Source organism: Burkholderia sp. RF2-non_BP3, assembly GCF_001522185.1.
GTDB lineage: Bacteria > Pseudomonadota > Gammaproteobacteria > Burkholderiales > Burkholderiaceae > Burkholderia > Burkholderia diffusa.
The window spans coordinates 49828-64108 of the sequence record NZ_LOSU01000003.1 but is presented as its reverse complement, the minus strand read 5'-3'; the positions used below and the strand labels follow the sequence as shown (position 1 = coordinate 64108).

Genomic DNA, 14281 nt, shown 5'->3' with positions numbered 1-14281 from the left:
TACCGGTAAGCGGACGGCGCGCGTTGCGCGCGATGTCCCGCACGAGCCGACCCCAACCTCGACCGCCCGCCGCGCGATCGCGCGCCGCGGGCGGCCGTCACTTCAGCGCTCGCGGCGCTTCTTGCTCAGCTCGATCGTCTCGAAAAGCTCGTACTGCGCGGTCGGATGCTGATCCGCGCCCGGCGCGTGGTAATAGCGCATCGTGATCGTCGTGTGGCCGCCCGCCTGGCCCGGATCGTGGTCGAACACGGCGATCCCGTAGCCTGTGCCCGTATCGCGGCGTGCGGACCAGATCGCATCCTCGAGCGCGTCGGCCGGCTTGCGCACGAACGTGTTCGGTGCGGTGCCCGGCACCGGCCGGTTCGGCTTCGTGAAGACCTTGGCCTGTGCAAAGCCGGTCGCCGGGTTTTCTCCGTACACGTCGAGCGGCGCACTGGTGCCGCCGCCGCCGAGAATCAGGTGGATCGTGCCGTGGCTCGTGTCGAACGTCGTGCTGTTCGGATCGGTCGACCCGACTGGACGCGGCTGCAGCGTCTCGACGACTTCGCCGGTCGAGGCATCGACGCCCGCGCGGTGATTGCAGCCGCGCACCGGGTAGCTGCGCTCGTAGTCGTGATCGTGACCGCACAGCACGAGGTCGACGCCATAGCGGTCGAACAGCGGCAGCCATGCCTCGCGAATGCCCTTGTCCGAGCCGTTGCCCGTCTTCGACGAACTCAGCGCGTCCTGGTGCATCTGCACGACGATCCAGTCGATGTCGTCGTCGTGCGACGCGTGACGCAGCGTGTGCTCGAGCCAGCGCGTCTGCTCGCCGTTGCTGTAGCCGCGTACATAGAACGACGTGCCCGGTTCGATCGGCGCGCGGCCGGTGCTCGCGGCCGGCACGAGCGGATTCGGGCCGCCGACGAATGCGGCCGCATCCTGGTACACGACGTCGTCGGCGTCGAGCGAGATGAACAGCACCGAGCTCACGCGGAAGCTGTACCAGCGGCCCGGAAAGCGCGTGCCGTTCTCCGGGAGCGTGTAGCGCGCGAGATACGAGTCGAGCCCCTGCGGCCCGTTGTTGAATTCGATCTCGTGATTGCCGGGGCATGGCATCCACGGGCGGTTCGCGGCCGACGTCTGATTGTTGTTGCCGAAATCGCGCCACACCTCCGGCTGATGCGCGGGGTTCAGGTTCGCGTAGCAGAGGTCGCCGTTCAGCAGGTGGAACAGCGGCTGGAACTGCTCGACGGCCTGCACCGCGAAGCGGCTTTGCGGCGACGACAGCACCCACGCGCCGTTCGGCGTCGCGAGGTCGCCGTAGCTCGTGAAGCGGAACGGCGCACGCCCGCGCGGCGCGGTCGTGAAGGTCGCGGCAAACGGCTGCGCGGCGTTGCTGTCGTTGTCGGCCGTCAGTTCATAGCGGTAGCGCGTGTTCGGCTTCAGGCCGTGCACGCGGGCGTGGTACGTGAACACGGTTTCGCCGTTCAGGCCGTCGGTGTAAAGGCGCTGCACGCCGTGCACGGTGCGTGCCGGTTCGCCGTCGGCGACGATCCGCGCGCGCGGATTGACGGCCGGTGCGAGCGACGCCCACGAGATCGCGACTTCCGATGTCGGGTCGCTGCCCCACGTCAGGTGCACCTGCTCGGGCGTGCCGTCCGGATTCGATGCGGCGGCGCGGGCGGCCGCGAGCCCGCACGCGGCGGTGGCGAGGCCGGAAACGCCGGCCAGTTTCAGGAAGCCGCGACGCGATACGGAAGCGGCCGGCTCGTTCGACTCGGCGGGGAGGTTTTCCTGGTTCGACATGATCGTATTTTCGTTGAATGACACGCGAGATGAGGAACCGCCCGGCCGTGCGCGAGCGCGTCGGGGGCGTGGGCCGGAAACGAGCGGGATCCCGGTGACACGCATTGTCGAAGGGCAGTTTTGCCGGGTTGTGACAGACGGTAATCGATGCGCGAGCCCGATGCGTCGATGGCGCGCGCGGCGTCGCCGGCGCGGCAGAAATTTATTTGCGTGTGTCGCGACGGATTTTTTCCGCATGCGTCGTTTAACGAACGAACGGCCACCTCCGGCCGGGAAACGATGCTTCGGAGTCTTTCATGAAACTTTCCATTTCATTACGGTTTGCCGCGGGATGCGTGGCCGCGCTGGCGACGTCCGCCGCATTCGCGCAGGCCGTCATCGTCGCACCGGTCGCACCGCCGCCGCCGCGCGTCGAAGTGATGCCGGCGCCGCGCGCGGGCTACGTCTGGGATCAGGGCCACTGGCACTGGCGGCAGGGCCGCTACGTGTGGATTCCGGGGCACTGGCAAGTGGTACGTGCCGGCTATCACTGGGTGCCCGGACAATGGGCCGCGCGCGGCCCCAACTGGCGCTGGGTACCGGGCCACTGGGCGTGACGCGCAGGGCACCGCGCGGTGCGCAGTGCCTGCCCGTGCGGCGGAATTTCCACACAACCTCATCGGCTGAGTCATGCCTTTTCGAACCATACTTGTCCTGACAGCCGCGGCCGTCGTGCTGGCCGGCTGCGTCGTGGTGCCGGCGCGTCCGGTGTATTACCGGCCTGCGCCGGTCGTCGTATATTGATCGCGCCGGTCGGTGGGCGATCGACAGGATCGATATGCCGTTCGAACCGGATCTCGGTGAAATCGACCGGGCCGATCCCCGGCGTGGCGCATCACGTGTCGCCGATGTGCCGGTCCGATGCCTGCAAGGAGAGCACGACGATGAGCTTCAGCCGGACAACGGGCGCAACCGCCGGCAGCATGCGGCGTTCGCACCGCGCATCGCGGAGCGGCCTGCGTTGAGCGATGCCGATCCGGACGCGGAACTCGTCGCGCGGGTGGGCGCGCGCGACGCGTCGGCCGTGCGTGCGCTCGTCGCACGCAAGCTGCCGCGCTTGCTCGCGCTCGCGACGCGCATGCTCGGCGACCGGACCGAAGCCGAAGACGTTGCGCAGGAAACCTTCCTGCGGATCTGGAATCATGCGCCGCGCTGGCGGGATGGCGAAGCGCGCTTCGACACCTGGCTGCATCGCGTCGTGCTGAACCTGTGCTACGACCGTTTGCGCGGACGGCGCGAGGAGCCGGTCGACACGGTGCCCGACGTGCCCGACCCGCAACCCGAGCCGGCCGCGCACGCGGAGTTGCGCTCGCGCGACGCGCGCGTGCGCGAGGCGCTCGCCGCATTGCCGCCGAGGCAGCGGGAAGCGCTCGTGCTCCAGTACTATCAGGACATGTCGAACGTTGAAGCGGCCAACCTGATGGGCATCACCGTCGATGCGCTGGAAAGCCTGCTCGCGCGCGCAAGGCGCAACCTGCGCGCGCAACTGGCCGGCGACCCACCTAGCGAGGACAAGCGATGACACCCGAACGATTCCGTACCATCGTCGCCGCGTACGGCTCGGATGCGCGGCGCTGGCCGCAAGACGAACGCGCGGCGGCCGAAGCGTGGGCGCAGGCGCATCCGCGTGACGCGCTGGAGGCGCTCGACGATGCCGCCGAGCTCGATGCCTGGCTCATGCAGGACACGGTCGCGCCGCCGACGCCGGCACTCGTCGAACGCATCGTCGCGTCGGCGCCGGCGCCTCGACGTGAGCGGCGTCGGGGCCGGGTATGGTGGTCGGGCGCGGCGTTCGCGGGTGTCGGGCTGGCCGGCGCGCTGGCGGGCGCGGTGGCCGTGTCGATGCTGATGCTCGGCAGCGCGCCGATCGCGCAACACGAACCGGGCTACCTGACGACGACGTTCGGCGGCCCGAGCATCGACGGAGGCGACGAATGAGCGAACGCGGCTGGAAATTCGTGCTCGTCGGGTCGGTCGTGCTGAACGTGTTCATGCTCGGCGCGATTGGCGGCGGCGCGTATCAGTGGTTCTCGACGCATCCTGACCTGCATGGAACGGGAATGCCCGGACAGCGCACGGCGTTGCGGTTCGCCGCGGACGGATTGTCCGATGCGCGTCAGCGGGCGTTCGCGGCGGCGCTGAAGGCGGCACGCAAGGACGCTCGGGATTTCGCGCGGGAAGGGCGTGACGGGCGGATCACGGTGCTCGATCTGCTGGCCGCGCCGCAGCTTGATCGGCCAGCGATCGATGCGGCGCTCGAACGGACGCGTGCGGCCGATAGCGCGTTGCGAGGGCAAGTCGAGCGCAGTGTCGTGGATTTCGCGGCGACGCTGACGCCGGACGAGCGCGCGAAGTTCGTCGACGGGTTGCGGCGTAGCGGGAACTGGCGCTTGCCGGCGAGATTGCAGAAGCAGCAGGGGGCGGCGGGAAGCGAATAAGCCGCTCGTCGTCCTGTGACGGCAGGAATGACCGTTCACGCCGATAGCCGTCCCGGGATTATGATGGCGCGATCGACAGCATCTTCCCGATGATTTCACCGCAACGCGAGGCGGCAATCTCGAGCGCCGCGGCAAGGACGAATCATGGATCGAAGCGAAGACTTTATCGTGCGCACCATGTCGGCCGGTGACGTGGCCATGTCGGTCGAATGGGCGGCCGCGGAAGGGTGGAATCCCGGTCTGCACGACGCGCATTGTTTCAGGGAAACGGACCCGGCCGGTTTCTTCGTCGGCATCTGGCGCGGCGAGCCGGTCGCTTGCCTTTCGGCGGTTGCTTATGACGAACACTTCGGCTTCATCGGTCTCTACATCGTGAAACCGGCGTTTCGCGGCAAAGGCTTCGGCATGCGCATCTGGCAGCACGGCATGCATTACCTTGGAGAACGAAACATCGGCCTGGACGGTGTCGTTGCCCAGCAGGTGAATTACAGGAAGTCGGGGTTCCGGCTCGCGTATCGCAACATCCGCTATCAGGGGCGCGTGGGCGGCATCGGGTGCGCACATGTGGCGGCAGCGGCCGATGTGCCGTTCGAGCAGTTGCTCTCCTACGATCGTCAGTGTTTTCCGGCGGCGCGCGAGCGATTCGTCTCCGTCTGGATCGCGCAGCCGGATGCCGTTGCGCTCGCAACGATCGACGCGGGCCGAGTTGTCGGTTACGGGGTCGTGCGCCGCTGCCATGCGGGCTGCAAGATCGGCCCGCTCTTTGCCGATGACGCCGACGTCGCGACGGGGCTGTTTCGTGCGCTGGCGTCGCGTATGCCAGGCGAGGTGATCGTGCTCGACGTGCCGGAAACGAACCCCGCAGCCGTCGTGCTGGCGGAACGTCACGGCATGTCGAGCGTGTTCGAGACCGCGCGGATGTATACGAAGGAAGCGCCCGCGATTGCGATCGACCGCGTGTTCGGGGTGACGTCTTTCGAGTTGGGGTGATCGTCGGGGGCATGGCTGGCCCCTGACCGGAACCCGGATGCGCTCATGCGTTCGCCGACGTGACGCCAGTTCTGGAAGGTTCTTGAGCCGGCTGCCGTTCGGCCATTCTCGGTCATGCCTCCATAATTCCCAGTGCAATGTATGGCCCTGCGGGCGCGGACCCGCCTCAATCGGCACTGATATCTGACAGTCTTTGACCACGAAGCATGGTCGTTCGCTGTAGCCTTAGAGATGGATTCGCAAAGGTCGTTCGACGCCGTAACCGCGATCGGCGTGGCGCAATACCCGGTCTCGGTTGTTCCAATCCCTTGGGTTATGCGAGCAACGAAAGTTGCAGCCCCACGACGCCCTTGTGAAGCCGTCTCTTTTACATGCGCTGCGAGTGCAAGCATCCCCGTGCCGTACGCACCGGTGCCGTCCTGTTCATAAAAAGGTGATCCCCGTGAGGACCATTGCATTGATCGTGTTGACCTGTCTGGCACTGACCGCCTGCGGGGGCGACGATAGTTCCTCTTCCCCGGCACAGGCCGGGAACGGAGCAGAGTCCACCAACAACGGTCGCATCGGGGGTAGCGACGGCTCTGGCAACAGTACGCAGACGCTGCGCTACGATGCACTGCCGACTGCGGCGGATCAGGCGAGCTTCCTGACGCTGATCAACAACGAAGGCGCAAAGGGCTATCGCTACCTCGGCGACTACTTCTACGACGCCAGCAATGGCGGTTCGCAATCGATCTTCGTGAACGACGGCGCCGCGCAGATATACACCTACCAGTTGCAGGCGACACCGACCAGCATGACGGGCTTTGTCAGCCAGGCCAACGCGCAAGGCACGAGCGGCTACCGGTTCGAGGGGCCGCTCACGTACGGTTATCTCTATCGCAAGGACGGCGGCTCGTCGGCTACCTACACATACACGACAACGGACCTGTCGACGAACCCGGACGCGTTCGTCGCGCAGGCGAACGGCGAGGGGCAGTCGGGCTACTGGTTCCTGGGCCCGATGGTCGTGGGATCGGAACAGGCGAACGTGTACATGAAGAACAACGCGTCGAACGCGACCTATACATATGATGTAGTGATGCCGACGTCGACCGTCGGCGACTTCATCACGCAGGCCAACAGCGAGGGTGCGAAGGGCTATCGATCGAAGGGCAAGATGCAGTTCGGCCCGTTGCAACCGACTGGCGCGATCAATCTCTCGTGGATCTACATGAAGGACCAAACTCAGTCGGCGACTTTCACGTACCAGTCGGCCGCGGTCCAGGCGACCGGCGCGAGCTTCGTCCAGCAGTTGAATACGTTCGGCGCGCAGGGCAATGCGTATTTCGGCGATCTCCCTCTCGGCATGCCGTCGCCGACGGCATCTTTCTACTTCGAGGCCAGCAACTGCACGGGTTTCCTGTGCACAACGCTGAATCCGCTCACGCAGAACTAAGCAATCGCGGCGGCTGCATTGAGCGGCTGCTTGTTTTTTCGCAGCCGGGCGAGTATTGGCGATTCGGTATCCACCTCGAGTTGGAGATATCCGAATCTAGTGCGACCGGCTAAAAGCGGGCCGCCAGTTCGGCCACAAAGGGACAGTCGCCGGGTCTGCGCGTACAGTCGACGCCGCATGCCCGCAAATCCGTACCGCGCGCCTTCAGGGCCGGGGGCTGCCGGATCAAAACCTGTCGACATCGATCACCGCCTGCGCAAATGCTCGCGGTGCCTCCTGCGGCAGATTGTGGCCAATGCCGCCGGTGAGCGTGCGATGTTCGTATTTGCCAGTGAACTTCGACGCGTACACGCCCGGCGGCACGTGAAAGGCGCCGTTGGCATCGCCCTCCATTGTGATGCTGGGAACGGTGATGGGCGGCGCCGACGCAAGCCGCTGCTCGTATTCGTCGTATTTCGGCTCGCCCGTGGCGAGACCTTGTCGCCAGCGATAGTTGTGGATCGTGATGGCGACATGGTCGGGGTTCTTGAATGCCGGTGCGCTTCGCTCGAAGGTGGCGTCGTCGAAGTTCCATTTCGGAGAGGCTTGTCTCCAGATGAGTTTGATGAAGTCGTGTGTGTATTTCTCGTAGCCCGCGCGCCCGCGATCCGTTGCGAAATAGAACTGATACCACCACTGCAACTCGCCCTCCGGTGGCAGCGGCTTCTTTCCCGCCTCCTGATTGCCGATCAGGTAGCCGCTCACCGATACCAGGCCTTTGCATCGCTGCGGCCATAGCACGGCGATGATGTCGGCGGTACGCGCGCCCCAGTCGAACGCGCCGAAGACGGCCTTCTGGATGTTGAGTGCATCCATCAGCGCGATGATGTCGAGCGCGACGGCCGTTGGCTGACCGTTGCGCATGGTCTGGTCCGACAGGAAGGACGTCGTGCCGTAACCGCGCAGATAAGGGACGATCACCCGGTATCCCTTCGCGCCGAGCGCCGGTGCAACGTCGACGAAGCTGTGTATGTCATACGGCCAGCCATGCAGCAGGATGACGGGTGGTCCGTCGGCCGGACCGACCTCGGCGTAGCCGATATTTAGGAGCCCCGCATTCACCTGCTTGATCGACGTGAACGACGTACGAGCGCCCGGGTGGATTCGCGGAATCGATGGGGTTTTCGAAGATGGATTCTGGGCCTGCGCGGATCGCAGCACTTCGAATTGCGCCGCAACGAGCGCACCGGCCGCCATGCGCGCGAAGCCACGCCGACGTGAGTCAAACTCTTGTGGCATTTTCTTCTCCCTGGTCGATTCGGCTAACGGACGAACGGCTGGACGAGTGTGCCTTCGCAAAATCTTAGTCGATTGGAAAAAGGTTGCAAGCTCAATCGAAACGAACACAAACCCTTCACGATTGCAGGACGCAAGATGGCAACGCGGGTGTCTCATACAAGCGATGCAAGGTGAATTGCGCCATCACCGTCGCTGTGCCTGTTCGAATGCTCTTAAATCATCTCAACAATCCGGTACGAGCCGTTACACGTACGACAAACACTCGATAATAGGCAGCTACGCCAAGGCGGCCCCGAACGCCAGAGCGCTAAGGGGCGGTGCGACGAACTGAACTCTTTCGACACGGCTTTGCCCCTGATTGACAGGGTGTCCTAGTGACCGAGTGTAGCCATCATTCCGGACGAATAGCGCTCGCCAGCTGCAGCGCCGAACGGAGCGGCTGCATCCAGGGCGTTCATCTCGTCCTGGGTCAGCGTGATAGCGACTGCGGCGACGTTCTCTTCGAGATACCTGATGCGTCGCGTTCCCGGAATGGGCACCGTTCCGGTACTCGTCACCCATGCAAGGGCGAGCTGAGACGGCATGACGCCCTTTGCTTCAGCGATCTCGGCGATGCGGTCGACCAACAGTAGATTGGACTGGAGGTTATCTCCGAGGAAGCGTGGATCGAACCGGCGGAAGTCGGTCGGATGCAGGTTGTCCAGATGCTTCAACGCACCGGTCAAGAAGCCCCGGCCGAGCGGCGAGTAGGAGACAAAACCGATTCCCAGCTCTCGGACGGTCGCCAGCACATCGTTGTGCTCGACGCTACGCTCGAACAGGGAATATTCCATTTGGACGGCCGTGAGCGGATGAACCGCGTGGGCTTTCCGGATCGTCTTTGCCGATGCCTCGGAAAGGCCGAGGTAGCGTATCTTGCCTTCGTGCACGAGGTCGGCCAGCGCGCCGATCGTCACTTCGATCGGCGTTGCTGGATCGATGCGATGCAGGTAGACGAGGTCGATGACGTCGGTCCTCAGGCGTCGCAGCGATCCTTCGACCGACTTTCGGATATCCGACGGATCGCCCGTGACCAAGGGCTTTTCACCTTCCATGGCGAGCTTGCCGTGCTCGGTGAAGCGAAATCCTGCCTTGGTCGACAGGATGACCTTGTCGCGCTTGCCCATAAAGGCCTTGCCGAGAAGCTCCTCGTTCATGAATGGGCCGTAGACCTCCGCCGTATCGAAGAACGTCACACCGAGGTCGAGGGCTCGCATGAGGGTTGCAAGGCCTTCCTGCTCGTCGCTGGGCCCGTAGGTCGTGCTCATTCCCATGCACCCAAGGCCTTGCGCGCTGACCGCCATGCCTTGGCTCCCGAGTGATACCGTTCGCATGTTTTTTCTCCTGGCTATGTTGCCTCAGTGGTTAGTGACAAGGCGCGACTGGTTGTCCCGAGTCGCATCGAATTTGCTCAATCCAGCGTCGCGCCCGTCAGTTGTTCGCTGAGCTGCCACAAACGGCCGGCGGAGATGGGGTCGATGGCACGGGGCCTGACGCCGTGCATTTCAGCGCTCCCGTCGCTGGGAAGCGCGATGGCGATGTCGCAATCGGCGCAGTAGACGCCGCCCATGCCGGCCAGTTGAGGGCTCGTCGCGCACCACACGGAGGTGGCCGCCCCCTGCTCGGGCGTCTTCTTGTTGTTTTCCGGATCAATGACCGGCTTGCCCTCGGCATCGAAGATCTGGCTCGCCTCGATCTCGGCGGGCAGCATGTGGCGCGCTAGCGGGGTGGCAATGCCACCGGGATGGACGGCGAATGCGCGCACGTTCCGGTGGCGGCCAATTGAATCCAGCGCGACAGCGAACAAGGCGTTCGCGGTTTTGGCCTGTCCGTAGGCTATCCATCGGTCGTATTCACGCCGCTCGAAGTGAGGGTCGTGAAAATCGATACCGGCGCGGCGATGTCCGTAGGAGCTGAGCGCTACGACGCGAGCCCCCTCCGCGCGCACGAGTGCGGGCCATAGCCGGCAGGTGAGTTGGAAATGGCCGAGGTGGTTGGCCGCGAACTGCATTTCGTAGCCACGCGCATCGCGTGTCAGCGGTGCGGCCATGACTCCAGCGTTGTTGACAAGAATGTGCAGCTTGTCCGTCAGCGACAGTACGCGACTGGCGAATCGGTCTATCGCTGCAGGCTCCAGCAGGTCCATCGCTTCCACGATGACGTCAGGCATGGTCGCGAGGGCTGCTTTAGCCTTGTCTGTATCGCGGGCCGGCACGATGACCCTGGCGCCTGCGGAACGGAATGCGCGGACGGTCTCGATTCCGATACCTGAAGCGCCGCCGGTTACCACGACGGTCTTGCCCGTAAGGTTGATGCCACGGATCACCTCGTCGGCGGTCGAGGCGGGGCCGAAGCCTGAACCGATCGGTTTTTGAGGCGTGTGCGTCATACGGTTTCCTCGTTCAATTCTGCGTTTGGGACGCTCCATTGAATCGCAGGGACCGTTCGCGGTGGTAGCGCAATGCCGCCAATTTCTTGCACAATCCTGTCAATTGGTGTTTCCGGAACGGGGGCAATGCCCTGAGGCGTTTGGAGGCAGGCTTGGACCACTTGTACGAACTTCGCGCGCTGGTCGAGCGCCATGGCCAGGAAAGCCCGACTGAAACCGCCGTTGGCGGGCTGACGCTTTATGTCGAGACGGATCCCTCCGTGGTCACCTACGTGGTCCACCGGCCGGTTTTGGCCCTAATCCTGGGCGGCGCGAAACGGACGGTGCTGGGAGGCCGGATATTCGACATCGTGCCGGGCGACTACGTAGCCGTGTCCGTGGACCTGCCAGCGACAGGGCAGGTCACCCGGGCGCCATACTCCGCCGTCACGCTGGACCTGGACTTAGGCATGCTCGCGAGCTTGATCGCCGAGCCCACGGCGCCTCAGGGGGGCGCCGCCGGCGTGGAGGTCAACCACGCTGGGCCCGATTTGCTTGATGCGATGTGGAGATTGGTCAGGTTGCTCGACCGGCCGGAGGACATTGCAGTCCTTGCGCCCATGATCCGGCGCGAGGTGTTCTGGCGGATTCTGCAAAGCCCGTGTGGCCCCATGGTCCGTCAGATTGCCATGGCGGACAGTCGCCTCTCGCAGGTGAGCCGTGCCATCACATGGCTGCGCACCAATTTTTCGGAGTCGGTGCGAGTCGAACGCTTGGCCGCGTTGGCAGGGATGAGCGCGGTTTCTTTCCACCGCCATTTCAAGGCCGCAACCGCCATGAGCCCGCTTCAATATCAAAAGCAAATCCGCCTCCAGACCGCTCGCGCCCGACTTTTGGCGCAACAAGGAGATGTCGCAGGCGTCGGCTTTAGCGTGGGATATGAAAGCCCGAGTCAATTCAGCCGTGAATACGCACGCCAATTTGGAGTGTCTCCCGCGCGTGACATGGCCCGTTTCCACGGGGAAGGAGCGCGCGCCCAATGCGTTGCAGACTAGCGATGCCGTTTCTCTCGTTCGACGCTCCCCCAGGGGGCGTCTGGCCCGCAACGAACACCCATCGATAATCAAATTTGCAACGCGTGGAATGACGGTGACGATCTGATATCCGCCATTGGAACGCCAAGCGGTCGACCGGCAGCATGGGGTCGACAACCGACCACCACGCAAATCCACGAAGAACCAAATATTTCGCTCATCCCGCGACGGATTTCCCGCCAGCCACCGTTAAACACGGGTACGCATCGCGAGAACCCCCGTCATGGACCATCCGAACGACATCTCACCGGCCGCCATCGCGCTGAACCGTTTCGGTCTCGGCGCGCGGCCTGACGAAGCGCCGCCTGCCGATCCGAAGGCCGCGCTGGTCGCCCAGTTCGACCGCTACGACCCGAGGCCGGCCGCATGGGCCGGTGAACCCGACGCGGTCACGCTCGCCACGCGCTTTGCGACGACCCGCAACGCGATGACGAGCGACGACGCGGCGGCCAAGCGTGCGACCGAGCAGTCGATCCGCCGCGACGGCTACGACGCATATCGCAGCGCGGTCGCCGCACGACTGAACGGCGCGCTCGTCACGCCCGCGCCGTTCGTCGAGCGTCTGGTGCATTTCTGGGCGAACCATTTCGCGGTGTCGGTCGACAAGGGGCAGGTGGCCGCGTATGCGGGCGCATTCGAGCGCGATGCGATCCGCCCGCACGTGCTCGGCCGCTTCGAGGACATGCTCGTCGCCGTCGAGCAGCATCCCGCGATGCAGCTGTTCCTCGACCAGGCGCGCTCGGTCGGCCCCGACAGCCCGGCCGCGCTGCGCGCCGAAGCCCGCAATCCGGCGGCGCGACGCGGCCTCAACGAGAACCTCGCGCGCGAAATCATGGAACTGCATACGCTCGGCGTACGGACCGGCTACACCCAAGCGGACGTGACGGAATTCGCGCGCGCGCTGACCGGCTGGAGCATCGCGGGCGGACGCGGGCCGCAGCCCGGCGATGCGGCGCCGGGCGCTTTCGTGTTCCGTCCGAAGCTGCACGAACCGGGCGCACGCACGGTGATGGGACGCACGTACGACCAGCAGGGCGAAGCGCAGGCACGCGCGATCCTGGCCGATCTGGCACGTTCGCCGGCGACGGGCCGGCATATCGCGTTCCAGCTCGCCCGTCATTTCGTCGCCGACAATCCGCCGCCCGCGCTCACCGACCGGCTCGCCCGCGCATTCGAGACGAGCGGCGGCGATTTGCCGACCGTCTATCGTGCGCTGGTCGATGCGCCCGATGCGTGGTCGCCGGTCAATCGCAAGTTCAAGACGCCGTGGGAGTGGGCCGTGTCGTCGCTGCGCGGGCTCGGTTGGCGCGACACGGGCGACCTGAAGGCCGCGCCGCTGCTCGCGCAGCTCGGCCAGCCGGTATGGCGGCCCGGGTCGCCGGCAGGTTACGACGACGTTGCCGCGAGCTGGGCCGCGCCCGACGCGCTGGTGCGCCGCGTCGAGATCGCGCAGCGGCTGGCTGCACGCACGGGCGACCGGCTCGACCCGCGCACGCTCGGCAATACGCTGCTGGCCGGCTCGCTGAGCGCGCCGACGGCGACCGCGCTGTCGCGTGCCGAAAGCGCGACCACATCGCTCGCGCTGCTGCTCGTGTCGCCCGATTTCCAACGGAGATGAACATGGCCCGATCCTTGACCCGTCGACATTTCCTGAGTGTCGCCGCGGCCGGTGCGGGCGCGATCCTCGTCGCGCCGCGCATCGTGTTCGCGAACGTCGAAACCGACCGGCGCTTCGTATTCGTGATCCAGCGTGGCGCCGCCGACGGGCTGAACATCGTCGTCCCGTATGCGGAGCCGGCGTATGCGTCGCTGCGCGGCCCGCTGGCGATCGACGCCGCAGCGGCGACACGCATCGACGGCACGTTCGCGCTCCATCCGTCGCTCGTGCAGACGGCGCAGATGTTTCGCGACAAGCAGGCGCTGTTCGTCCACGCGATCGCGTCGCCGTATCGCGACCGCTCGCATTTCGACGGCCAGAACGTGCTGGAGACGGGCGGGCGCGCGCCGTACCAGGTGAGGGACGGCTGGCTGAACCGGCTCGCCGCGATGTTGCCGGCGACGCGCGACCGCGCGATCGCGTTCGCGCCGACGGTGCCGCTCGCGTTGCGCGGCAGCGTGCAGGCCGCGTCGTATGCGGCGTCCGGTCTGCCGGCCGCGCCGGACGACCTGCTCGCGCGCGTGTCGGCGCTTTACGAGGCCGACGCGCAGCTCGGGCCGCTGTGGCAGTCGGCGATGGCCGCGCGGGGCCTCGCCGGCGATGCGCATGCGCGCCAGGATCCGGCGGGCGTCGGCAAGCTTGCGGCGACGTTTCTCGCGCGCGACGACGGCCCGCGGATCGCGATGATCGAGACGGGCGGCTGGGACACGCACAGCGCGCAGAACGCGCGGCTCGCGAATCAGTTGAAGGCACTCGACACGATGCTCGCCGCGTTGCGCGACGGACTCGGGCCCGTGTGGCAGCAGACCACGGTGCTCGTCGCGACCGAGTTCGGCCGCACCGCCGCCGCGAACGGCACGGGCGGCACCGATCACGGGCAGGCGTCGGTCGCGATGCTGGCGGGCGGGGCGGTCGCGGGCGGGCGCGTGATCGCCGACTGGCCCGGCTTGCGGCCGGGCGACCTGTATGAAGGGCGCGACCTGAAGCCGACCGCGTCGCTCGATGCGCTGATCGCGGGCGCGGCCGCCGAAAGCCTGCGGCTCGATCCCGGCCATACCGCGGCCACGCTGTTCGCGCAAAGCGGCGCGACGCGGCCGATGACGGGCCTCGTTCGCGGAACCGCGTGACGCGCGGCAGGCGCGCGCCCGCATC

The 14281-nt window shown here is 65.8% G+C and carries 13 protein-coding genes; 9 read left to right on the top strand and 4 right to left on the bottom strand.

The annotated features are described in order from the left end of the window. Positions 1–102: 102 nt before the first annotated feature. On the bottom strand, positions 103–1788 hold the full coding sequence (locus WS45_RS01160; protein WP_059697714.1) for a purple acid phosphatase family protein: 1686 nt from the start codon (positions 1786–1788) through the stop codon (positions 103–105). 296 nt (positions 1789–2084) lie between these two features. Between WS45_RS01160 and WS45_RS01155 the strand changes: the two genes are divergently transcribed. The 6 genes from WS45_RS01155 to WS45_RS01130 all read left to right on the top strand — a co-directional run bounded on the left by WS45_RS01155 (position 2085) and on the right by WS45_RS01130 (position 6693). After that, a complete protein-coding gene (locus WS45_RS01155; RefSeq protein ID WP_059537612.1) occupies positions 2085–2384 on the top strand; it encodes a YXWGXW repeat-containing protein in 300 nt (99 codons plus the stop codon). A 221-nt stretch (positions 2385–2605) separates the two neighbouring features. Further along, entirely contained in the window at positions 2606–3349 is a 744-nt protein-coding gene (locus tag WS45_RS01150) for an RNA polymerase sigma factor (protein WP_082721801.1), read from the top strand. Continuing rightward, entirely contained in the window at positions 3346–3765 is a 420-nt protein-coding gene (locus tag WS45_RS01145; protein WP_059697711.1) for a hypothetical protein, read from the top strand. The genes WS45_RS01150 and WS45_RS01145 overlap by 4 nt, the downstream gene beginning before the upstream one ends. Beyond that, positions 3762–4265, top strand: coding sequence for a periplasmic heavy metal sensor (locus tag WS45_RS01140; RefSeq protein ID WP_059691241.1), 504 nt, complete (start codon positions 3762–3764; stop codon positions 4263–4265). Before WS45_RS01145 ends, WS45_RS01140 begins: the two co-directional genes overlap by 4 nt. Positions 4266–4409: 144 nt before the next feature. Further along, positions 4410–5255 carry a GNAT family N-acetyltransferase gene (locus WS45_RS01135; RefSeq protein WP_059697709.1) on the top strand — a complete coding sequence of 282 codons (846 nt, stop codon included), beginning with the start codon at positions 4410–4412 and terminating at the stop codon, positions 5253–5255. A 442-nt stretch (positions 5256–5697) separates the two neighbouring features. After that, positions 5698–6693 carry a hypothetical protein gene (locus WS45_RS01130; protein ID WP_059697707.1) on the top strand — a complete coding sequence of 332 codons (996 nt, stop codon included), beginning with the start codon at positions 5698–5700 and terminating at the stop codon, positions 6691–6693. A 225-nt stretch (positions 6694–6918) separates the two neighbouring features. Here the strand turns inward: WS45_RS01130 and WS45_RS01125 are convergent, their stop codons facing one another. From WS45_RS01125 to WS45_RS01115, 3 genes are all read right to left on the bottom strand, one after another. Next, entirely contained in the window at positions 6919–7971 is a 1053-nt protein-coding gene (locus WS45_RS01125) for an alpha/beta fold hydrolase (RefSeq protein WP_059697705.1), read from the bottom strand. A 371-nt stretch (positions 7972–8342) separates the two neighbouring features. Next, positions 8343–9314: an aldo/keto reductase gene (locus WS45_RS01120; protein WP_257140238.1), complete on the bottom strand. Its 972-nt coding sequence runs from the start codon at positions 9312–9314 to the stop codon at positions 8343–8345. Between the two features lie 107 nt (positions 9315–9421). Continuing rightward, on the bottom strand, positions 9422–10399 hold the full coding sequence (locus tag WS45_RS01115) for an oxidoreductase (protein ID WP_059697701.1): 978 nt from the start codon (positions 10397–10399) through the stop codon (positions 9422–9424). Between the two features lie 152 nt (positions 10400–10551). Between WS45_RS01115 and WS45_RS01110 the strand changes: the two genes are divergently transcribed. The 3 genes from WS45_RS01110 (at position 10552) to WS45_RS01100 (ending at position 14256) form a co-directional block, all read left to right on the top strand. After that, entirely contained in the window at positions 10552–11433 is an 882-nt protein-coding gene (locus WS45_RS01110) for an AraC family transcriptional regulator (protein WP_059697744.1), read from the top strand. Between the two features lie 262 nt (positions 11434–11695). Continuing rightward, entirely contained in the window at positions 11696–13090 is a 1395-nt protein-coding gene (locus WS45_RS01105) for a DUF1800 domain-containing protein (protein ID WP_059697700.1), read from the top strand. Between the two features lie 2 nt (positions 13091–13092). Continuing rightward, positions 13093–14256: a DUF1501 domain-containing protein gene (locus WS45_RS01100; RefSeq protein ID WP_059691360.1), complete on the top strand. Its 1164-nt coding sequence runs from the start codon at positions 13093–13095 to the stop codon at positions 14254–14256. Positions 14257–14281: the final 25 nt, after the last annotated feature.